The sequence below is a fragment of the Hyphomicrobium sp. LHD-15 genome, from assembly GCF_031157355.1.
Classification (GTDB): domain Bacteria; phylum Pseudomonadota; class Alphaproteobacteria; order Rhizobiales; family Hyphomicrobiaceae; genus Hyphomicrobium_C.
Window position 1 is genome coordinate 113,641 of the sequence record NZ_JAVIFT010000006.1, and the last position, 21,290, is coordinate 134,930.

The 21,290-nt window shown below is 64.6% G+C and carries 16 protein-coding genes; 9 read left to right on the forward strand and 7 right to left on the reverse strand.

Annotation, left to right across the window (positions count from 1 at the left end):
- Positions 1-8: 8 nt before the first annotated feature.
- From tkt to RCO24_RS16725, 5 genes are all read left to right on the forward strand, one after another.
- Positions 9-2,030 carry a transketolase gene (gene tkt, locus RCO24_RS16705; protein ID WP_308963716.1) on the forward strand — a complete coding sequence of 674 codons (2,022 nt, stop codon included), beginning with the start codon at positions 9-11 and terminating at the stop codon, positions 2,028-2,030.
- 5 nt (positions 2,031-2,035) lie between these two features.
- Positions 2,036-3,235 (forward strand): phosphoglycerate kinase, encoded by a 1,200-nt coding sequence (locus RCO24_RS16710; RefSeq protein WP_308963717.1) that lies wholly within the window; start codon positions 2,036-2,038, stop codon positions 3,233-3,235.
- A gap of 117 nt (positions 3,236-3,352) precedes the next feature.
- Positions 3,353-4,159, forward strand: a complete 807-nt coding sequence (locus RCO24_RS16715) for a cytochrome c biogenesis protein CcdA (protein WP_308963718.1) — start codon at positions 3,353-3,355, stop codon at positions 4,157-4,159.
- 56 nt (positions 4,160-4,215) lie between these two features.
- The gene (thiD, locus tag RCO24_RS16720; protein WP_308963719.1) at positions 4,216-5,046 is read left to right on the forward strand and encodes a bifunctional hydroxymethylpyrimidine kinase/phosphomethylpyrimidine kinase; all 831 of its coding nucleotides are present in this window, start codon (positions 4,216-4,218) and stop codon (positions 5,044-5,046) included.
- 443 nt (positions 5,047-5,489) lie between these two features.
- On the forward strand, positions 5,490-6,782 hold the full coding sequence (locus RCO24_RS16725; protein ID WP_308963720.1) for an MFS transporter: 1,293 nt from the start codon (positions 5,490-5,492) through the stop codon (positions 6,780-6,782).
- Between the two features lie 25 nt (positions 6,783-6,807).
- Here the strand turns inward: RCO24_RS16725 and dgcA are convergent, their stop codons facing one another.
- Both dgcA and RCO24_RS16735 read right to left on the reverse strand, forming a co-directional pair.
- A complete protein-coding gene (gene dgcA, locus RCO24_RS16730) occupies positions 6,808-7,794 on the reverse strand; it encodes an N-acetyl-D-Glu racemase DgcA (RefSeq protein ID WP_308963721.1) in 987 nt (328 codons plus the stop codon).
- Positions 7,795-7,826: 32 nt separating this feature from the next.
- Entirely contained in the window at positions 7,827-10,871 is a 3,045-nt protein-coding gene (locus tag RCO24_RS16735) for a hypothetical protein (protein WP_308963722.1), read from the reverse strand.
- 318 nt (positions 10,872-11,189) lie between these two features.
- On the opposite strand from RCO24_RS16735, the gene RCO24_RS16740 reads away from it, so the two are divergent.
- The 4 genes from RCO24_RS16740 to RCO24_RS16755 all read left to right on the forward strand — a co-directional run bounded on the left by RCO24_RS16740 (position 11,190) and on the right by RCO24_RS16755 (position 14,406).
- Positions 11,190-11,624 (forward strand): Hpt domain-containing protein, encoded by a 435-nt coding sequence (locus RCO24_RS16740; protein WP_308963723.1) that lies wholly within the window; start codon positions 11,190-11,192, stop codon positions 11,622-11,624.
- 146 nt (positions 11,625-11,770) lie between these two features.
- A complete protein-coding gene (locus RCO24_RS16745) occupies positions 11,771-12,091 on the forward strand; it encodes a 2Fe-2S iron-sulfur cluster-binding protein (RefSeq protein WP_308963724.1) in 321 nt (106 codons plus the stop codon).
- A 50-nt stretch (positions 12,092-12,141) separates the two neighbouring features.
- The gene (locus tag RCO24_RS16750) at positions 12,142-13,197 is read left to right on the forward strand and encodes an NAD(P)/FAD-dependent oxidoreductase (protein ID WP_308963725.1); all 1,056 of its coding nucleotides are present in this window, start codon (positions 12,142-12,144) and stop codon (positions 13,195-13,197) included.
- Between the two features lie 21 nt (positions 13,198-13,218).
- Complete coding sequence (locus tag RCO24_RS16755) at positions 13,219-14,406, forward strand: MFS transporter (protein ID WP_308963726.1); 1,188 nt, start codon at positions 13,219-13,221, stop codon at positions 14,404-14,406.
- A gap of 3 nt (positions 14,407-14,409) precedes the next feature.
- Here the strand turns inward: RCO24_RS16755 and rsmA are convergent, their stop codons facing one another.
- From rsmA to lptG, 5 genes are all read right to left on the reverse strand, one after another.
- Positions 14,410-15,321: a 16S rRNA (adenine(1518)-N(6)/adenine(1519)-N(6))-dimethyltransferase RsmA gene (gene rsmA, locus RCO24_RS16760; protein ID WP_308963727.1), complete on the reverse strand. Its 912-nt coding sequence runs from the start codon at positions 15,319-15,321 to the stop codon at positions 14,410-14,412.
- Positions 15,318-16,376 carry a 4-hydroxythreonine-4-phosphate dehydrogenase PdxA gene (gene pdxA / locus RCO24_RS16765; RefSeq protein WP_308963728.1) on the reverse strand — a complete coding sequence of 353 codons (1,059 nt, stop codon included), beginning with the start codon at positions 16,374-16,376 and terminating at the stop codon, positions 15,318-15,320. The genes rsmA and pdxA overlap by 4 nt, the downstream gene beginning before the upstream one ends.
- Positions 16,376-17,578 (reverse strand): peptidylprolyl isomerase, encoded by a 1,203-nt coding sequence (locus tag RCO24_RS16770; protein WP_308963729.1) that lies wholly within the window; start codon positions 17,576-17,578, stop codon positions 16,376-16,378. The genes pdxA and RCO24_RS16770 overlap by 1 nt, the downstream gene beginning before the upstream one ends.
- 193 nt (positions 17,579-17,771) lie before the next feature.
- On the reverse strand, positions 17,772-20,102 hold the full coding sequence (locus tag RCO24_RS16775; RefSeq protein ID WP_308963730.1) for an LPS-assembly protein LptD: 2,331 nt from the start codon (positions 20,100-20,102) through the stop codon (positions 17,772-17,774).
- 87 nt (positions 20,103-20,189) lie between these two features.
- Positions 20,190-21,284 (reverse strand): LPS export ABC transporter permease LptG, encoded by a 1,095-nt coding sequence (gene lptG / locus RCO24_RS16780; RefSeq protein WP_308963731.1) that lies wholly within the window; start codon positions 21,282-21,284, stop codon positions 20,190-20,192.
- Between the last annotated feature and the right edge of the window lie 6 nt (positions 21,285-21,290).

Sequence of the window (21,290 nt, forward strand, 5' to 3'; positions counted from 1 at the left end):
GATCGAGAATGGGTGAGGCGGCAGAGACGACGCGGGCAGCGGCCCCCGGTACGCGGGACATGGCCAATGCCATCCGCGCGCTCGCGATGGATGCGGTGCAGAAGGCGAATTCCGGCCACCCTGGCATGCCGATGGGCATGGCGGACGTGGCGACCGTGCTGTTCTCCGAAGCCCTCCGTTTCGATCCCACCGACCCTGCCTGGCCCGATCGCGACCGCTTCGTGCTGTCGGCTGGTCACGGCTCGATGCTGCTCTATTCACTGCTGTATCTGACCGGCTACCCCGGCGTCGATATCGGGCAGCTCGAAAACTTCCGCCAGCTCGGCTCCAAGACCGCCGGCCATCCCGAGTTCGGCCACGCCGCCGGCATCGAGACCACGACCGGCCCCCTCGGCCAGGGCATCGGCAACGCCGTCGGCATGGCGCTGGCCGAGCGTCTGCTCAACGCCCGCCTCGGCGACGACCTCGTCGGCCATTACACGTACTGCCTTGCCGGTGACGGCTGCCTGATGGAAGGCATCAGCCACGAGGCGATCTCGCTCGCGGGCCACCTGAAGCTCGGCAAGCTCATCGTGCTGTGGGACGACAACTCGATCTCGATCGATGGACCGACGAGCCTTTCGGTCTCGGACGATCAGGTCGCCCGCTTCGCGGCTTCCGGCTGGAATACGATCCGCGTCGACGGCCATGATCCAAAAGCTATCTCGGCCGCGATCGCGAAGGCCCGCGCCGATAGCTCGAAGCCCTGGCTAATTGCTTGCAAGACCGTGATCGGTTACGGCGCCCCCAACAAGGCCGGAAAGTCCTCGACCCACGGTGAGCCGCTCGGCGCCGAAGAGATCAAGGGCACCCGGGAGAAGCTCGGCTGGGACGCCGCGCCGTTCGTCATTCCGGAGCCGATCCTGAAGGCCTGGCGCGCGCTGGGTGCCAAGGGCGCCAAGGAGAATGCCGCCTGGCAGGCGCGTCTCGCAAAGGCTCCGGCCGCCGCGAAAACTGCGTTCGAAGCACCGGCCGCTGCGTCGCGCAGCAAAACCATCGCTGACGCCATCTCTGCGGCCAAAGCGCAGTTTTTGGCCGACACCACAAAGCGCGCAACCCGCGTCTGGTCGCAGTTGACGCTCGAGCACCTGGTGCCGGCCGTGCCGGAGCTGCTCGGCGGCTCGGCTGATCTCACGCCCTCGAACGGCACCCGCACCAAGCATCACAAGGCCGTCGAGCCCGGCAACTTCGCCGGCGACTACATCCATTACGGCGTGCGCGAACACGGCATGGCCGCAGCGATGAACGGCATTGCGCTGCACGGCGGGTTCATCCCCTACGGCGCGACGTTCCTCGTATTCACCGATTACTGCCGCCCGTCGATCCGCCTTTCGGCGCTGATGCAGCAGCGCGTCGTCTACGTCATGACGCACGACAGCATCGGCCTCGGCGAGGATGGCCCGACCCATCAGCCGATCGAGCATCTGGCTTCGCTGCGTGCGATCCCGAACCTCCTCGTGCTGCGCCCAGCCGACGCGCTGGAGACGGCGGAAGCCTGGGAGATTGCGCTCACCAACACCAAGACGCCGTCACTGCTCGCTTTGTCCCGCCAGGCGCTCCCGACAGCACTGCGCGCCAATCCGGCCGACGCGGCAAACCTCACGTCAAAGGGTGGCTACGTCGTGAGCGGCGGCGCCAAGCGCGACGTGACGCTGATCGCGACCGGCTCGGAAGTGGGTCTCGTCACGGAAGCAGCCGTAGCCCTCGCGAAGGACGGAATTACCGCGGCCGTCGTTTCGCTGCCGTCGTTCGAGCTGTTCCGCCGCCAGGACGAGAGCTACCGCAACGACGTGCTCGGCACCGCGCCGCGCATCGCCGTCGAGGCGGCCGTCGCCCAGGGCTGGCACGAGTGGCTGCGCCCCGGAGATCGCTTCATCGGCCTTTCGGATTTCGGTGCATCTGCGCCGGCGCCCAAGCTCTTCGAGCACTTCGGGCTCACCGCCGCGAAGATCGCCGACGCCGCCCGCGCAAGCCTTTCCGCAAAGAGCTGATTGCCATGAACCTCGACAAGCTCAAGACCACCGACGGCCTCGATCTCGCAGGCAAGCGCGTGCTCGTGCGCGCCGATCTCAACGTGCCGGCCAAGAACGGCACCGTGACCGACGCAACGCGCCTCGAGCGCATCGTTCCGGGCCTCCAGGATCTCGCCAAGCGCGGCGCACGCGTCGTCGTGCTCTCGCACTTCGGCCGCCCGAAGGACGGCCCGGATAAGGAGAACTCGCTGGCTCCTGTCGCGGCTGTGCTTGAAAAGCTCGTCGGATTGCCCGTCTCGCACGCTGCCGATTGCGTGGGTGACGAAGCGGCTCGCGCGGTCGGCGCACTCGCGAACGGCGGCATCGTCGTTCTGGAAAACACCCGCTTCCACAAGGGCGAGGAAAAGAACGACCCGGCGTTCGCCAAGGCGCTGGCGGCGAACGGCGACGTCTTCGTCAACGATGCGTTCTCCGCTGCCCACCGCGCCCATGCCTCGACGGAAGGTCTCGCGCATCTGCTGCCGGCTTATGCCGGTCCGCTGATGATGGAGGAGATTAGCGCTTTGCGCGCCGCGCTCGAACAGCCCAGGCGTCCGGTTGCGGCCGTCGTCGGCGGCGCCAAGGTCTCGACCAAGATCCCGGTTCTGACCAACCTGTCTGCCAAGGTCGACAAGCTGATCATCGGCGGCGGCATGGCCAACACGTTCCTGCTGGCGGGCGGCGTCGAGATCGGCAAATCACTCGCCGAGCCGGACCTCGTCGAGACCGCGCGCGAGATCATGCATGCCGCCAAGGCGCGGAGCTGCGAGATCGTACTGCCGCAAGACATCGTCGTCGCCGAGCGCTTCGAGGCGGGTGCGCCGTCCCGCACCGTGCTCACCATCGAATGCCCCGCCAGCCAGATGATCCTCGACGTCGGTCCGAAGTCGGTCCGCCACTACGTCGATGTGCTCTCGCGGTGCGAGACGCTGCTATGGAACGGCCCGCTCGGCGCGTTCGAGATTGCCCCGTTCGGCGAGGGCACCTTCGCGCTGGCTCGCGCCGCCGCCGAGCGCACCAAGGCTGGGTCGCTGATCTCGGTTGCGGGCGGTGGCGATACCGTCGCCGCATTGAACACCGCTGGCGTAACCGGCGACTTCACCTATGTATCGGGGGCGGGCGGCGCGTTCCTCGAGTGGCTCGAAGGCCGTGAGCTGCCCGGCGTCGCCGCACTGGCGCGCTAGGCCATGATCGTTTCGGACCCAATCAGTCCGAAACGTGAATCATCGGTCTCATTGAAAAGTCAGAGTGGGATTGCCGTGCAAGGAAGAGCAATCACGCTCTAGAAACCAAGGGGCACGATGCTCGCTGAAGCTCATCTCTATCTCGGCGTGGCGCTCGCTGGCCTCGTAAGCTTCCTGTCTCCGTGCGTGCTGCCGCTGGTCCCGCCCTATCTCGGCTTTCTCGGCGGCACGACGTTCGAGGAGATGTCGCACGAGAAGGGGCTCGAGCGCGCGGTCTGGCGCCGCGTCGTGCTGGCCTCGATCTTTTTCGTGCTTGGCTTCTCGACAGTCTTCATCGCGCTCGGTGCCAGCGCGTCGCTGATCGGCCAGTTCATCCAGACCTGGCGCATGGAACTCTCGATTGCCGCCGGCATCGTGATCATCCTGTTCGGTCTGCACTTCCTCGGCGTGTTCCGCATTCCGCTGCTCCTGAGCGAGAAGCGCTATCACGGCCCTCAGACGGGGGCGAGCTACGCCGGCGCCTATGTCATGGGGCTCGCGTTCGCCTTCGGCTGGACGCCCTGCATCGGGCCGATCCTGTCCACGGTTCTGGCATTGGCGGCAAACGAAGCAAGCCTCGGCGCGGGCGTACGTCTGCTCGCGGTTTATTCGGCTGGTCTCGGAATTCCGTTCGTTCTGGCCGCGGTCGCGATCCGCCCGTTCCTGTCGTTCATGCAGCGCTTCCGCCGCCATCTGTCGTTGATGGAAAAGCTCATGGGCGTGCTCTTGGTGCTGACCGGCATCGCCTTCCTGAACGTCTTCGACTGGTTCTCCATCCAGGCGTTCGGGCAATGGCTGATCGAGACGTTCCCAGGGCTTGCCACGATTGAAGAGTGGATGACGCCTGCGAAGCTGCAGCAGGATCTTCGCAACCTAACGCCCTGACGTTGAGGATGCCGAGACATTGAGGGCGACGAGACGTTGAGCGCGAGACTTGGACGATGAGCGATCCTTACAACACGGGCACGGCCATCGCGCTGACCATCGCGGGCTCGGACAGCTCAGGCGGGGCAGGCATTCAGGCCGACCTCAAAACCTTCACCGCGCTCGGCGTCTATGGTGCATCGGTCATCACCGCCATCACCGCGCAGAATACGCAGGGTGTGCAGGGTGTGCTGACGCTACCCGGCAGCATCATCGCCGCGCAGATGGCATCGGTCGCGTCCGATCTACGCGTCGGCGCCATCAAGACCGGAATGTTGGGAGATCTAGCAACGGTAGAGACCGTGGCCAAAGGCCTCCCGCAGTTTGGTGGGGTGCCGCTCGTGGTCGACCCGGTCATGGTTGCAACGAGCGGTGACGTGCTGCTCGCACCCGACGCCATCGACGCCGTGCGAACGCGGCTGTTCCCGCTTGCCGACCTCGTGACCCCGAACCTTCGCGAAGCTGCCCGCCTGCTCGAGGGGCCGATCGCAACGTCGCTTGACGAAATGGAAGCCCAGGCCAAGAGCCTGCTCGCGCTCGGCGCCAAGGCCGTGCTCCTCAAGGGCGGACACGGCGACGGACCCGAAGCGACCGATATCCTCGTGACCGCCGAAACGACGAGGCGGTTTACGGCGCCGAGAATTACCACGCGCAACACGCACGGCACCGGGTGCACGCTCGCTGCCGCAATCGCCGCGCGGCTTGCCGAAGGCGATCCGCTGGCCGCCGCTGTCGATGCCGCCAAGGCCTACGTCTGGCAGGCGATCGAAGCAGGGCGGACGCTGAGTGTGGGCCAGGGTGACGGCCCCGTCGATCACCTCCATGCAATCCGGCGACACTTATCCTGACCCTCTAGAGGGCCAACCAAGCTCCGTCATTCGAACGCGATAGCCACTGCACTTCAGAGAGTTGCTGGAAATTGCGCGGGTTATGCCCAAGGCGAGCGATTCACCATCACCACACCCTTGTTGCGCCTTTGCATCGCTTCACGCGCAATGCGTGTCCCCCATCTTGTAAGCGCCCCTGGGTTCTGCAACTCTCCCCCTCGTGCAGCGCCGAGCGTCGGGGGGCGATCGAGCAGCGCACAAGCACTACACACTACTTTGGGGGGAGCTGGGCAGCGAACAGGGACGCTGCAGAGCTCGGCAAAAACCGGTCCGGACTATCCGGACCGGTTTTTTCTTTGCCGGCCGCTCGCCTCGGCATCAGCCCGCTGCTAAAAGTGCGCCCGGCCAAGAGAAGCCGGCACGAGGGCAAGGACCTCGCAAGCCGCAAGATCGGATAAATCGGCATGGGCGCAGTCGAGACCGGCGGGCAGAGACGCAAGCTTGCCGTGGGCAGCGCCGAACACAGCTTTGGCCTTCGCCTTGCCGGCTTTTACGCCGCCCTGTTCGTGATCTACGGCATCCATCTGCCATACCTGCCGGTCTGGCTCGACAAGCGCGGCCTGACCGCCGAAGAAATCGCCACCATCACCGCTGCCCCGTTCTTCCTGCGCGCCTTCATCACGCCGACCGTGGCCATGCTGGCAGACCGGACCGCGCGCCACCGGGCGCTGATCAACGCGCTCGCCTGGCTGACGCTGGTGCTCGCGCTTTTGTTGAGCCAGATGCAGAGCTTCTGGGCGATCTTTTTGCTGGCCGTGCCGTTCTCGATCACGCTCTCCACCATCATGCCGTTGACCGAGACCATCGCCGTCGCTGGCGTACGCGCGCATGGGCTCGACTATGGCCGCATGCGGCTCTGGGGCTCGCTGACGTTCGTGACGGCGGGCTTCGTCGGCGGCTGGCTGATCGACCACACCGGCGCCACCGCCGTGCTCGCCTGCCTGATCGCTGGTACCGTCGCGACCGTCGCCACGGCCTGGCTGCTGCCGGAGAAAGTCGAGCGCGCGCCCGCCGCGGATCCAGCAGCCGGTACGGATCCCGCCGAAACGCTTTCCCACCAGGCCCCGATGAGGGGAGGGAGCATCGAGGAAGCCTGGAAGCTCGTGAGCTCTCCCGTCTTCCTCGCGTTTCTGTTGGCCGCCGGCGCAGCGCAGGGCTCGCACGGCATGGTCTATACGTTCGGCGCCTTGACCTGGCGCGCCGAAGGCATCTCGACGGCCTGGGTCGGCGCACTATGGGCGATTGCCATCGGCGGCGAGGTGCTGCTGTTTGCCTATTCCGGCCGCGTCGTGCGCCGGTGGGGACCTGTTGCACTGCTGATCGGGGCAACGACGGCGGCAATCGTCCGCTGGATCGCGATGACCTTGAGCCCGACCCTTATCGGATTGATCCCGCTGCAGGTCCTGCACACGCTGACCTATGGCGCCTCGCACCTGGGCGCCATGCATTTCATCTCGCGGGCCGTGCCGGAAAGCGCGCAGGGAACCGCCCAGGCCCTCTATGCCACCGTCGCGTCGGGCGTGCTGATGGGCACGGCCACGCTGACGTCGGGCTGGCTTTACGGCAAAGTCGGCGCGCTCGCCTATCTGGCCATGGCCGCGCTGGCAACGGCCGGGTTTGCGGGCGCTCTCTACGTGGGCGCCCGTTGGCAGGGCGGTTTGTTGTGGAACGCAACGACGGCCACTGCGCGGCCGTGAAGCCGGCAAAACCAGCCGCGGTGTCTCAGCCCCAGAGCCTCGGCGACGCCGGTCGCAGCTTGCCGCCTTCGAAATGCAGCGGCGGATCGCGGTCAGTCGCGAGCAGCAGCGGGCCATCGAGATCGACCCAATCGGCGCCCTGGGCCGCGAGAAAAGCCGGCGCCACGGCGAGCGAAGTGGCCACCATCGAACCCACCATCACCTTGAGCCCGGTATCGCGCGCGACAGCCCGCATCGTGAGCGCCTCGGTCAAACCGCCGGCCTTGTCGAGCTTGATGTTGACCGCGTCGTAGCGGTCCTTGAGAGCCGCGATATCGGCGCTTGTATGCACGCTTTCGTCGGCACAGACCGGAACCGGGCGCGGAACACGCGCGAGTAGGGCGTCGGCGCCGGCCGGAAGCGGCTGCTCGACCAACTCGAAACCGGCCTCTGCGGCGGCGGCGAGAAACGGCGCCAGCATGTCCTCGCTCCAGGCTTCGTTGGCATCCGCGACGAGGCGCGCGTCGGGCCGCGTCTGCCGGACGGCCGCCATGCGCGCGATATCGCCGTCGCCGCCGAGCTTGAGCTTGAGCAGGGTGTGCACTTGCGCTGCCTGCGCGGCACGCGCCATGGCTTCGGGGCTGTCGAGGCTCAGCGTGAAGCAGGTATCGACGCCGGCGAGCGGCGCCAGTCCGAGCCGCTCGGCCGCTGGAACTCCGCTGGATTTTGCTTCGAAATCCCAGAGCGCGCAGTCGAGCGCGTTGCGCGCGGCCCCTGGTGGCATCGAATGCGCGAGGCTGTAGCGGCTGCTGAGCGCACCGGGAACGTGTTGAAGCGCTTCGATCGCCTGCGCCACGCCCTCCGGCGTTTCGCCATAGCGCGCATAGGGCGTGCATTCCCCGCGCCCCGTCGCCTGTCCATCCGAAAGCGAAACCGCGACCACCGTCGCGTGCGTTTTTGCGCCCCGCGCGATGACGAACGGCACCTTGAGCGGAAAGCGCTCGATCGAAACGGAAAGCGAAAGGGCGGCCATCGGCGATCAGGATTTCAAAGCGGCGGGGACGTTCAGGTGATGCGTCCGCTCACATGTGCAAGGAATAGGTAGACGCGGCCCATGTCCGAGAGGAGATGCGCGTTGATCGCCCGCCCGGATGGATCACGCTGCTCGGCGTCACGCCGGATGTTCTCGAAGTCCATGAGGTAGTGATTGATCGTCCGCTGCAGATCGCCGTCGACGCGATAGCGCATGCTGAGATCGTCGAAGATCGCGCGCCCCTCGGGCGAATAGATGCTGCGCACCATGACGCCGCGCTGCCCGGCCGCGATCCGTTGCCAGAGCGCCGCCGTCGTTGCGGGATCGAGTGCGCGCGCGATGATGTCGATCTGGCTGTGGAACGGCATGGGTGCTGCGGCTGGAATACCGCCCGCGCCTCCGTGTGCTTCCTCGTCGCGCGAGGCGCGCGCGAGAAGATCGCCAAGCGACCAGCCATCCCGGCTGTCGCCGCCCTGGCCCGCGGCAGCGGGGCGAGCCAGCGCCCCCTGACCCTGATAGGGCGGCTGGCCTTGATACGGCGGCGGCTGCCTGTAGCCGGGATCCGGCATGTTCGGTTGCGAAAGCGCGCTCAGTGCGCGCTGGCCACCGTCCGAGCCCCGAACCTCGGACATATAGCTGCCGGCAAGCGTCGAGGCGCCATGCGAACCGCCGGACATCGGCGACTGTTGGGGAAGGGTGATATCGCGCCCCGAGAGCGAGCGCGTCGTCAAATTCGAAAGCTGCTCGATGGCGCGGAGCTGATCCTGAAGCGCGTGCCGCATGGCTTCCGCGTTTTCGCGGGTCGCCATCGGCAGCCTGTCCATCTGCTCCTTGAGGCGCACCTGCTCGGCGGCGATCTCGGCGGCGGCGCGATTGGCCCGCTGGCGCACCTCGTCGGAGGTTTGATCGAACCGGCTCGTGAGGGTGGTAAGCTGCTCGTTGACGACATTCGAGATCGACGAGAACCGCGACCGCAGTTCGTCGAGCGCACGGTCGCCCTCGGCGCCTGCTTCGAGCCGGAAGCGTTCGAGATCGTCGAGCGCGGAGCGCTTGGCGACCTCGGTGCTGGCGCGCAACTGCTCTGCGGCCGCGCGTGCACGCTGCTCGGCGCTCGTGAGAGAGCCTTCCATGGTGGACGAAAAGCCTTCGACGAACCGGCCGAACTCGTCGGCCTTGCCGGAGAGGCGATCCATCGTGTTGGTCAGCTCGGCGTGGCGGCCCTGCAACGTGTTTTCGATCTTGAAATTCGCATTCTCGAGCGAGTTGGCGGCACGCATGATCGCCTGCCCCTGGCCCTCGAAACGATTGGTGACGGAATTGACCTGCGTCAGGAGATTTTCCGAAACGCGCTTCAGCATCTCGGACTGGCCGGCCAGCCCTTCGATGGCCTTGAGCGACTGGCGCGTGATGTTCTCGCTCGTCCGGCGCACCGAGTTGATGCCGTGCATCAGGCTCTCGTCGAGATTGACGGCCTGCCGCGAGATCGTCTCGCTGAACGTGCGCGCGTGGTTGTCGAGCGCGGAGGTGAGGGCGCGCGCCTTGTCGGCGACGGCGGAGTCGATGTTCATCGTCGAGCGCACGATCGACTCGTCGAACACCTTGAGACGCTGTCCGAACGCGGCATCGAGCGCCTTCGTCCGTTCGACGAGCTGAATGTCGAGCGCCTGCGCCCGGTTGGTCAGCGACGTATCGAGCGCACGCGCATATTCTTCGAATACGAGCTGCAACTTTTCGGTGCGGTTGCTGAGCGACGTGTCGAGCGTCTCGACATAACCGGCGATCGCTTCCTGCAGCTGGTCGGTGCGTGCGCCGAGTGCCGTCGCAAGCCCGGTCGTGTAGCCTTCGAGCATTCCCTGCAGCTGCTCGGTCTTGTTGCCGAGCGTGATCTCGAGCCGATCGGTGCTCTGTCCGACGGCGGTCTCGAGCGCGGTGAGGTTCTCGCCGGCACCCTGGATGATGTGCGCGAGCTTGAGCTGCTGGTTCGACAGTTTGTCGATCAGGGTCGGAATATCGGTGCCGAGCGTCTTCAGCGTGTCGGTCACGCGCTCGCTGGTCGAGAGCAGGGAGTTCCGCTCGCCAGCCAGCTCTTTGATGAGGCCGCGGATCTTGCGCTCGTTCTCCTCGTAGGAGCGTTCGAGCGCGGTGACTTCGTTGTGGACCAAAGCCTCGAGTTCGCCTGCGCGGCCGAGCGCGCGCGAGATGGCTTCGTTCATGAAGCCCACTTGCCGCCGGACAGCCTGACCGAGCGACGCAACCGACTGCTCGGCCATACGGTCGGGTTCGGCGAGGCGGATGGCCACTTCCGTCATCGTCGAGGAGCGCAGCCTCAGCTCGTCGGATCGCCAGGCGAGAAGCGCGAGCGCCCAAAGCACGGCGATGGGAACGATGATCGCGGTTGCGGTGAGGAAGGTCGAAGGCTTTTCGAGCAGCGACATAACCGTGCCGCCGTTCTCGAATTCCGCCCGCACGATCACCCACGAGAACGCGAGACAGATGGCGATCCAAACGCAGGTGGCGATCGCCGCATACTTGAACGGCGCCATCGAGGGCTTCTGCTCGAGCGCGTAGATCAGGCCGCCGATCGAAGGTGCATCGTCGTTCGCCGCGATCTTCCCGCGTGGCGGACCGGCCGGGCGCCGACGAGCCGCGCGCCGTGGTTGCGCCTCAGCCGGCTGCGCATCGCCCGGACGTTCGTTGCCGGCCGGGCTATTGGCGGAATTGCTTTGAGCCCGCGCCGCCATATTCGGCAACGGAGGCGGAAGGCGATGATGAACGGTTGCGGTGGGCGAGCCCAGATTGGGCGCGTTGGCGGGGGAAACGGCCAGCGTCAAGGCATCGGCAACTTCCGGTTTCGCGGAGTCGCTGGAGCCCCCGCCAAAGGGTGCGGTGAGGGGAGGAGGCAACGCCGGTAAGGGCGCAGCGGCACTTTTCGGTTCCGCGGATGCGGATCCGTCAGGCAGCGCCTTGGCAGTCGCTGCCGAGTCTGATTTTAGCTCCTGAGCCATCCACCCGTCCGAGCCGGAGATTTCCGGCAGCCCCACAAAGTCATGATACTGCAGTCCAAGGCTTGTGCTCAAACGAGTTTTCTCTCGCGAACGGCCCCATCAACGCCCTTTTTCCAGGGCTCCGGGGCGGCCCGTCGGACTATGCCGAGTAGGCCGCCTTTGGGGCCAAATGAAGTTCAGATCCCCTCCCTCCGGAACCAAACCTCTTAACGCAGCCTTCTCGGATTGGCTCGACTTAGAGATATAGCGTTTACAAATATTTAGAGATTTAAGTTCAGGTTAGATGTTAACATATCGGATACCGCGTTTTCCAACGGCGCAATGTTGAGGCCGCAACCCATCGGCCATCCACCCCACCGTTAACGAGCCCTAAGGGATTAGGTCGATCCTATGAGCACACCGCGTCAAAGCACGCTCCGGCGCCGCATCAATGCTGTGATGGCCCCTGAGGCCCCCGTCTCGATCGTCCCGTCGACCGATCCGATCGATCGCACCCATCTGGCCCGCTACACCCTCGGCAGCCCCACGTTGGAGCGCGAAATCCTGGGTCTTTTCATGGCCCAACTTCCCCTGAGCATCGAGCAGCTGCGTTTTGCCGCGACCGACCGCGAATGGCAGATCGCCGCCCACACCATCAAGGGCTCTGCGCGCGCTGTCGGCGCCCGGCACGTGGCCCGCTTGGCGCTCGAAGCCGAGCAGACCTCGGGCGTCGTGGACGACGAGCAGGACCGCGAGCGGATCCTGACGCTGCTTGAGGAAGCCTGCGAGGAAGTCGAGGGTTACGTCGAGGGCGCCTTCCCGTCCCACGAGACGCCCCGCGCCTGATTAGCTCCCGATTACTTAAAGCCTTTTCGGCCAACGCGTTTTCCTAAACGCGCGTGGAAAGCTTGAATTCGGCGAACGAGCCCATTAATCCTGCCGCGACCGCTCCCCCGGAACCGTGGGGACGAGAGGATTTGGAGCCGCCGTCGATGGTTAAACTCACTTTCATCCAGCCCGATGGCGCGAGCCAGACCGTAGAGGTCGAGGCCGGCCTGACAGTCATGGAGGCGGCCAAGCTGAACGATGTCGCGGGCATCGAAGCCGAATGCGGCGGCGCCTGCGCCTGCGCGACCTGCCATGTCTACATCGAGCCGGGCTGGGTTGAGAAAACCGGCAAGCCTGCCGACATCGAAGAGGATATGCTCGACTTCGCCTTCGACGTACGCAAGGAAAGCCGCTTGAGCTGTCAGATCAAGGTCACGACCGACCTCGACGGGCTTACGATGCGCGTGCCCGCCAAACAGTTCTGAGAGCGCGAGCAAGCCGCGGCAAAACGAGAAACCGAACCGGGAGATCACACATGGCGCTGGACGACGCCGGCCAGAACGTGACGACAGGCGCAACCGAATTCGACGCGGTGGTCATTGGTGCCGGTCCCGTCGGGCTCTTTGCCGTGTTCGAGCTTGGCCTCGTCGACGTCAAGACCTGCGTGATCGACATCCTCGGCAAGCCGGGCGGCCAGTGCTCCGAGCTCTATCCCGAGAAACCCATCTACGATATCCCCGCGCTCCCGTCCGTCACCGGCCAGGAGCTGACCGATCGGTTGATGGAGCAGATCAAGCCGTTCGGCGCGGAGTTCGTATTCGGCGAACGCGTCGACGAGCTGCAGCGCCGGGAAGACGGCCGCTTCGATCTCAAGACCGACGCGGGACGCACGATCGTCACCAAGGTTGTCGTCATCGCGGCCGGCGGCGGCTCCTTCACGCCGAAGCGCCCGCCGCTCGATGGCATCGAGGCCTATGAAGGCGCGTCGGTGTTTTACGCCGTGCGCCGCATGGAAGACTTGCGCGGCAAGGACGTGCTGATTGTTGGCGGCGGCGACTCCGCGCTCGACTGGACACTCAACCTCGCGCCGATCGCCAACTCGCTCACGCTTCTGCATCGCCGAGACGAATTCCGCGGCGCGCCTCACTCTGTGGAGAAGATGCGCGCGCTTGTGGCGGAAGGAAAGATCCGCTTGCTCATCGGCCAGATGACGAAAGTGCACGGCGATAACGGCGTGCTCGAAGCCGTCACCGTCAAGACCGCCGACGGAGAGGAGCGTGTTGTCGCCAACGCCATGCTGCCGTTCTTCGGACTTACGATGAAGCTCGGCCCGGTCGCCACCTGGGGCCTCAACCTCAACGAAAACCTGATCCTGGTCGACACCGAGAAATTCGAGACCAGCGAGAAAGGCATCTTCGCCATCGGCGACATCAACTGGTATCCGGGCAAGCTGAAGCTGATCCTGTCGGGCTTCCACGAGGCGGCCTTGATGGCGCAGCAGGCGCACAAGTACGTGCACCCCAACAAGAAGCTGCTCTTCCAGTACACGACCTCGTCGTCGAGCCTGCAGAAGAAGCTCGGCGTGAAGTAACGCGCCGCTGGCAGCACCGATGTGATCCGGCGTCGCTCCGTTTTCTGCCTCGGTCTCGTTCAGCTCGTCTCGTGGGGCGTTTCCTACTACCTGATCGGCGTGTTCGGCGACGCCATCGCCGCCGATCTCGGTTGGTCGCAAACGACGGTTCACGCCGGGTTCTCGGCCGCACTCCTGGTGATGGGTTTGAGCTCGCCGCTCGCCGGCAGCCTGATCGACCGCTACGGTGGCCGCCGCGTGATGATGATCGGCGCGGCTCTGAATGCGGCAGGCTGTGCTCTGCTCGCTGTTTGCGAAAATCTCCCGGTCTACTTTACAGCCTGGCTACTGCTCGGGCTCGGCATGCGACTGACGCTCTACGATGCAGCGTTCGCCGCGCTCGCCCGCATCGGCGGACCTGCTGCGCGCCGCCCGATGTCTCAGATCACGCTCCTTGGCGGCCTCGCCTCAACGACATTCTGGCCGTTGGGCTATCTCCTGATCGAACAACTCGGCTGGCGCGGAGCACTCGGCTTTTACGCAGTCTTGGCGTTGTCGGCTGTGCCGCTGTTAATCGGGCTCCCCGATGGCCGCTATGACGCCGAAGCGGCGCCAAGAGAACCACGCGTCGCGCCGCTCGCCGCAAATGACCGCGAGCGTTTTGTTGCCGGCGCCCTCTATGCGCTGATCGTAACGCTCGCAAATTTTCTCGCTTCCGGCCTTTCTGCCCACATGATCCCGATCCTGACCGGGCTTGGTGTCGGCGCCGCCGCCGCGGTTTCGATTTCGGCGCTGAGAGGCATTGGGCAATCTTTGGCACGCCTCTGTGAGGTGCTGTTTGGGCGGCACGTTCATCCGCTCGCGCTCAACATCATCGGAACGCTTCTGCTGCCGTTTTGCTTCGTCGCAGGATTATGGTCTGGCGAAAGCATCGTCGCTGCGGTCGCCTTCGCGTTCTTCTATGGCGCCGGCAACGGCTTGCTCACGATTGCGCGCGGAACGCTGCCGCTGGTCCTGTTTGATCCTCGCACATACGGCAGCTTTGTCGGGCGCTTGCTGACGCCAAGCTTTCTGCTGTCGGCCGCTGCGCCGTTGATCTACGCCTGGGCGATTTCGCGGTTCGGCGAGGTTGCCGCGCTCTACATTTCGCTTGCCGCAGGTCTGGCCGCACTATCCGCAGCGCTCTATCTCAATCTCGCCTTTCGCGCCAAGGGCCCGAGTGCCGTCTGAACGTCAGCGTCCTGCGATCGAGCGCTCGTAGACCAGTGCGAGCTTCGCGAAATCGCGGACCGGAACCTGCTCGGCCCGCAGCGTCGACCCGATCCCGGCTGCATCGAGCAGTTCTTCCGGATTAGGAACCAGCGTCTTGAGCGAAGCACGCAGCATCTTGCGGCGCTGTCCGAACGCAGCCGCCGTCACGCGCCCGAGCGCCTTGACCGAGCACGCCGGCTGTGGCGCGGGCCTCGGCGTGAACACAACGACGGCCGATGCAACTTTCGGCGGCGGCGTGAAGGCCTCGGGCTTGAGAGTGAGCGCAATTCTCGCTTCGCTGCGCCACTGTGAGATCACCGAAAGCCGGCCGTAGTCCTTGCTGCCCGGCGCCGCCACGATGCGCTCGGCAACCTCCTTCTGAAACATCAGCACCATGCGGTCCCACCACGGCGGCCACGGCTCGGTTTCGAGCCAGCCGATGAGCAGCACCGTCGCGACGTTGTAGGGAAGATTGGCGGCGATCACCGCCTTGCCGGAGGAAGAACCCAGCAGCGCGCTCCAATCAGTCTCGAGCGCATCGCCTTCGTGGACCTGAAGCTGATCCGGATAGCGAGCGCTGATCTCGGCAAGCGCGGGCAGGCAGCGCGAATCCCGCTCCACCGCAATGACGCGGCCCGCGCCTTCGAGCAGCAGCCCGCGCGTGAGCCCGCCAGGTCCGGGACCGATTTCGATCACCGTGCGGCCGGTCACCGGCCCGCCGGCACGCGCGATGCGGCGCGTCAGGTTGAGATCGAGGATAAAATTCTGGCCGAGGTTTTTCTTGGCGGCAAGCTCATGCCGGCGGATCACGTCCCGCAAAGGATCGAGCCCATCCGGGCTTGCGCCCTCGCGTGCAGGACCTCCGGCCGTATCGTCGCCGGTCAGCGTGCTCATGGCGCAGCCTCCGCGCGAAGCGAGGAGGCGCCGCGGCGCGCGCCGATGTCGCCGGCGAGCTTCAACGCTTCGATAAGGCTGCGGGCATTGGCTTGTCCGCTACCCGCAATCGAAAATGCAGTGCCGTGATCGGGCGACGTGCGCACAAACGGCAACCCGATGGTGACGTTGACGCCGCGGTCGAACGCCAGCGTCTTGATCGGGATCAGCGCCTGGTCGTGATACATCGCGAGCACCGCATCGTAGGTTTCGCGAGCGGCGGCATGAAACAGCGTGTCGGCCGGATGCGGCCCCGTGACAGCGAGCCCACCGTCCTGCAAAGCTGCGATCGCTTGCGCGATGATGCGGCTGTCCTCGTCGCCGAGTTTGCCGTCCTCGCCCGCATGCGGATTGAGGCCGGTCACCGCAATGCGCGGATCGGCAACGCCGAAATCCTCGATCAGCGAGCGATGCAGGATCTGCGTCGTCTCGATGATACTGCGCGTGGTGATCGCGCGCGGGACGTCCGAAAGCGGAATGTGCACGGTGAGCGGCACAACCTTGAGCTCTTCGGACGCAAGCAGCATGACCGGCGTCGCAGCCGACACGCCGAAATGCGCTTCCGCCAAGGCGCCGAGGAATTCCGTATGGCCGGGGTAGGCGAACCCGGTCTCCATCAGCACGCTCTTGGCAATTGGGTTGGTCACGACGGCGCGGGCTTCGCCGCGCTTGACAGCGAGCACGGCCGCTTCGATCGCCGCGATCACAGCTGGCGCGTTTCGCGGATCGGGCTTGCCGGCGCGGACCGTCGCCGCGACCGGCACCGCAAAGACAGGAAGGCGCGTTTCGAACAGAGCGGAGCCTGCCCGCAAATCAGAAACGGTGTCGATCGGGACGGCGAGGCGAAGCATCTCGGCACGCGCCGCAAGCGCATCGGGGTCGCCGAGCAGCACGAACGGCGCCAGCCCATGCCGGTGCCGCTCAGTCCAGGCCGCGAGCGTGATGTCGAGACCGATACCGGCCGGATCGCCCATACTGAGCGCGAGCGGCGGCGCGCTGTCGGGATCGCGTGTCATCAGCGGATCTCGATCGAGGCGTCCTGCCGCAGATCCTTGAGATGCTTCTGGGCGAGAACTTCGAATTCCTTCTGCCGCAACTCGTTCTGGGCGTTTTCACGCACAGACCCATCGCCGCCGCCTTGCGCCTTGCGGCTGCACAGCGCCCAAAGCTCGACGGTCGATTGTCCGATGCTCGCCGGCAGCAGGTCGCCGGCCGACGCGTTGAGCAGCAGGCTGCGCGTGGGCTCGGGAATGGAGGAGGGTTTACGCGTACCGAGATCCTCGAACTTTGCGCCCGGCACCGAAGCGGCAAGGCCTGACATCGTAGCGCATCCGCCGTAGCGCTGATGCAGCGCATCCGCTTCCGCGATACGCTGCGCGATCGCCGATTGGTTACCCACTGGCAGCGTGATGCGCTGGACCTGCAACTCGACGTCGGCCTGGGCCGTGGAGGTGTTGGCGACGAACTGATCGACGTCGCGCTCGGTGATCGCCACGAGACTTCCGAACTTCCGGCGCACGACTTCGCGCCACGAGATCTCCGCCCGGAAACGGGCCTTCATCGTGTTGATGTCGACGCCCATGCCCTTCATGTGCTGGGCGAACTGATCAATCGTCATCTTGTTGCGCTCGGCGATGCCGGAGACGATGCGCGTCACCTCGGCTTCGTCGGTCGTGGCGTTGAGGCGCTTGGCCTCCTGCAGCTTGAGCTTTTCGTCGATCAGCTCGTTCTGCGCCTTGACGCGCGACCCCGCGACGGCGCCAGACCGCGCCTCGCGCTTCAGCTGGTCAACCATCCGCGCCTGCAGGTCCTTCACGTACTTCGTTTGAAGCGCGCGGGCTTCTTCCTGCGATTGCACGTTGTTCTTCTTGAGCAGCTCCTTGAAGCGCTCGTTGGTCTTTGGATCCTGGACGATGGCTTTCCAGCGCGCTTCCGCCTTGGCCTTGAAATCCTGGCCACCGCCGCCACCCTGGAGCGCAATGAAGGAAGCTCGCTGCTCGATTTCATAGGCGGTAATCGGCTCGTCGTTGACGAGCACGGCGATCGACTGTCCGCCTTTGCGCGACGACTTGCCGGCGCCGCCCTTTTCGGCGGGATTAGCAAGCTCCGCGTTTGCGGTCCGCCCTTTGGATTTCGCTGCATTGGGTTCGGCACCCGCGCTCCCGGAGATCAGAAGACCTCCGGAGACAAGAAGCAGGGCGCGGAAAAGATAGGACATGGAAGCTGTCTCGCCAGCAAGAAACGGATTACGGCGCGACAGGATGGAAGAGAGTTAACGCTCGGCCAGATCCATGAGGCGCCGGAAAACCCGACATTAAAGCGTGACCAGCATAAGCGCAAAGGTCACGCCCGTTATCCACACGAACCATGGCGCGGGCAAGGCGGGCACGAAGCCGCAACCGCCTTCAAAATCAGTTGCCGTTGAGCGCGCCGCCAATCGAGGAGGCGTCCTCGCCACCCATGAAGTCGACCACGTTGGTCTGGTAGTTGAAGCCACCCAGATGCTTGAACTCGAAGCGGAGCATGACGACCTGATCGGGCTCGATATCGCGCGAAGCGTCGGTGATGAACGTCTCGCTGTAGGTCGCGCTCAGCATGAAGCACTCGTCGAGATAGGCGATCCGGATCGAGTCCGTGAGCGTCCGGGAAGCGTCGAGATCGTAACGGAGAGCCCCCGACAGGGTCCAACGATCGGTCAACCGGAGCGACGCGAACGCAAGAATGTCCTGCTGATCTTCATACGATAGGGTCGTGTCGTCATAGATCGAAGCGTAGGTGTAGGTTACCTGGGCAGCGAGTGGGCCGTAGTTGAAGGCCGCCGTCAGATCCTCACGACGAAGCGTCAGGTCGTCCTCGTCGAACCGCGACTGCGAGATGATGCGGAAGGTATCGGTCGGCGCAAGATAGGCGCCAAGAACGTAGTCGGACTGGTCGCTCTCGAGACCGCTCTTGGGATTGAAGCCGTTATTGATCTCGTCATAAGCGTTCGTGCCGCTGAGATGGTAGCTCTGGCCTGCGAGAACGCGCGCATAGCCGACCGGTCCCTGGAAAGTGTACTGCACGCCCACGTTCGCGCGCACGCCCGTCTCAAGCCGGTCATAGCCGGAAAACTTGGTGGTCTCGAACAGGTTCGTATCGTCGAAGATCAGGCTCTGCGCATCTTCGTTTGGCAGAAAATTCTGGTCGACGTGCGAGTTGTGCGCCACCACCTGCCCGATGGGCTCGATGACGTGCGAGGTCGAACCCGCATTCGCGACCCATGGATACGATACGGTGGCACCGCCCGTCGCGAGGCCGCGCACGAAGCTATCGTCCAGCGTAACGACGCTCGGATCGTTCGGATTCTCGTAGTTGACCTGATAGGCGTCGCCGCGCAGCTCTCCGAACGGCGTGTAGGTGATGCCGATCGCGTCCGTGAAGCGCCGGCGCCACTTGACCTCGGTGATCACGCGGTTCATGTCGCCAGCGACGAAATTGCCGGGACCGAGGTTGGTGAGATCGGAGCGCGAGAGGCTCAACGCGTTCGATTTCCAAGACAGCTCGCCGCCCAGCACCGGATCCTTGAACACGTAGTTGTGGTCGATGACGGGATGCACGAGCGACTCAGTCGAGTCGTCGTCTTCCACCAGGAGGCCGCCGAACTGGTACATTTTGGCGCTGAAGTAGCTGCGCTCGGAAAGACCGGTCAGCCACACGTCGTTGACGCGATCGGTCAGCAGAATGCCGTCGAGCTTGTAGAAGCGCCGGAAGGTGTCGTCGCTTTCGATGATGGCGTTCCAGCCATAGCTCCACCAGCTCGACAGCGAAAACTTGCCGTGCGTCTCGACGCTGCCGCGCCAGCCGTCCAGGTTATCGTTGCCGCTAGGCAGATCGCTGGCATTCTGATCGATGCCGGCCAAGCTGACCGTGTATTCGCCGTTTGCGAGCTTTTGGCGCCAGTCACCCTGCCACAGGATGCCCTGCTCGCTCATATAGCGCGGGCGGAACGTGAAATCGTAGCTCGGCGACAGCGCGAAATAATAGGGAAGCTCGACGAACACGCCAAGGTCGTTGGAGTTGCCGTAGACCGGCGCCAGGAAGCCGCTCTTGCGCTTCACCGACGGATCGGGGTGCTCGAAGTAGGGCAGGTAGGCGATCGTGGTGCCGTAGATTTTGACCTCGGCATCCTGGTACGAGATCGTCGCGTTGGCCTGATCGTGAATGATGCGCTTGGCGCCGATGCACCACAGCGGCGGCGTGTTGCCTTCGCTTTTGCAAGCCGTGAAGGTGGCTTCCGAGAACTCGGTCACATTGCCTTCGCGCCGCTCGCCGCGCTCGGCGGTGATGCGCGACTGATCGCTGGTGACGACCGACAGCGATTGCACGAAGCCATCGCGGAAATCGTCCGTCAGGGTGTAATTGTCGGCGCGAACGATGTTGCCGTTGGCTTCCTTGAGCTCAACGTTACCGCGCGCGGTCAGCGTGTTCGCGCTCTGGTCGTAGATGACCTCGTCGGCGGTCAGCACGTTCTTGTTGTAATAAATCTCGACGTTGCCGCGTGCGATCACGCGGTTGCCCTTGGTGTCGTAGACGAGCTCGTCGCCCTGCAGATAGAGCGGCAGGGACTTGTCGAGCTTCTGGGGCTTTCCGAAAATTCCGTCCTTGGATTTCGGGAACGCCGACTGCGCGAGTGCAGGCGCCGGAGCGAGAGCCAGGACAGCCGCCAGCGCGCCGCCGAGCGCGGCAGCTGCAAACGAGCGCAAACGCCCGTATCCTACAATCTCTCGACGAGGACACGAGGTTTGAAACTCAGTGCATGTCGCCAGCATTTTGCGCGCAACACGCATCACTCAGCCGTCCTCCTGGTGCAACAGCACCGTCACCGAAATTAGAATAGCGAGTACCACCGGAACCCAAACCGCCGCCCAGATTGGGGCGAGGCCCGCGGTCCCGATCTGCCTTGAAATCTCCATGAAAAGGAAAAATCCAAAGCCCCCGATCATCCCTGTGACAACCATAGTCTGGATCCCGCCCGAGCGGAATGACCGCAACGACACAGTTGCCGCCAAAAAAACCATCGCGACGCAGAGCAGGGGGCGGGTAAGGAGAAGTTCATATTGAATTCGCAAGCGGCTTGAGGAAAGGCCCGCTTTTTCCGCCACATAAATCAGGTCCGGAAGCTCCCAGAACGAGACTGAGATGACGCTTCCCAGGGCATCCACGACGCGCTCGGGAGTAAGGTACGTAGAAAGCAAGTACTTTCCGAAGGTCTCGGGCTCTTTTCCGACCCTCGATACGAGGGCGTTCTCCAGGACCCAGAAGCCCTCTTCGAGCTTGGCCTGCTGGGCATCGACCCGCTCCGAGAAGCGCCCCGATTTGTCGTAGACGAAAGCCGTCACCGTGGTGAGTTCCGTCCCCCGCCGCCGCGCGGAGGCGGCGTTGAGCACCGATTGCCCGTCGGCCCCGTCCTGGCGCAGCCAGGTCCCTGACCCGCCCTTGCCGAGCAGGCTCGACTCGCGTCCGAAAACCTCGGAGTAGAGCCGCTCGGACCGGTCGCGAGCGGAGGCCGCCATCGGATTGAACACCGTTGAGCTGAAGATCCCGAGCAGTACGGCCACCGCGATGCCCGGTCTCAGGAACTGCCAAACCGACATGCCGCCGGCCCGCATGACCGCAAGCTCGCTTTTGCGGGCGAGCAGCAAAAGCGAGCTGATCGAGCCGACCAGGACCGCGAACGGCAGCAGGATTTCCGTGTAGGCCGGCAGCCGCAGGAACGTGATCCACGCCAGCATGTACGCGGGAACGCTGCCGTACTTGCCGGCCTGTCGCAGCAACTCGACGAAATCGATCATGAAAATCAGAACGGTGCAGAGACCGAACACGCCGAAAATCGCGGTCAGGAACCGCAGCCCGATATAGAGCGAAAGAGTGGAAACGCCCGGCATGGCCCG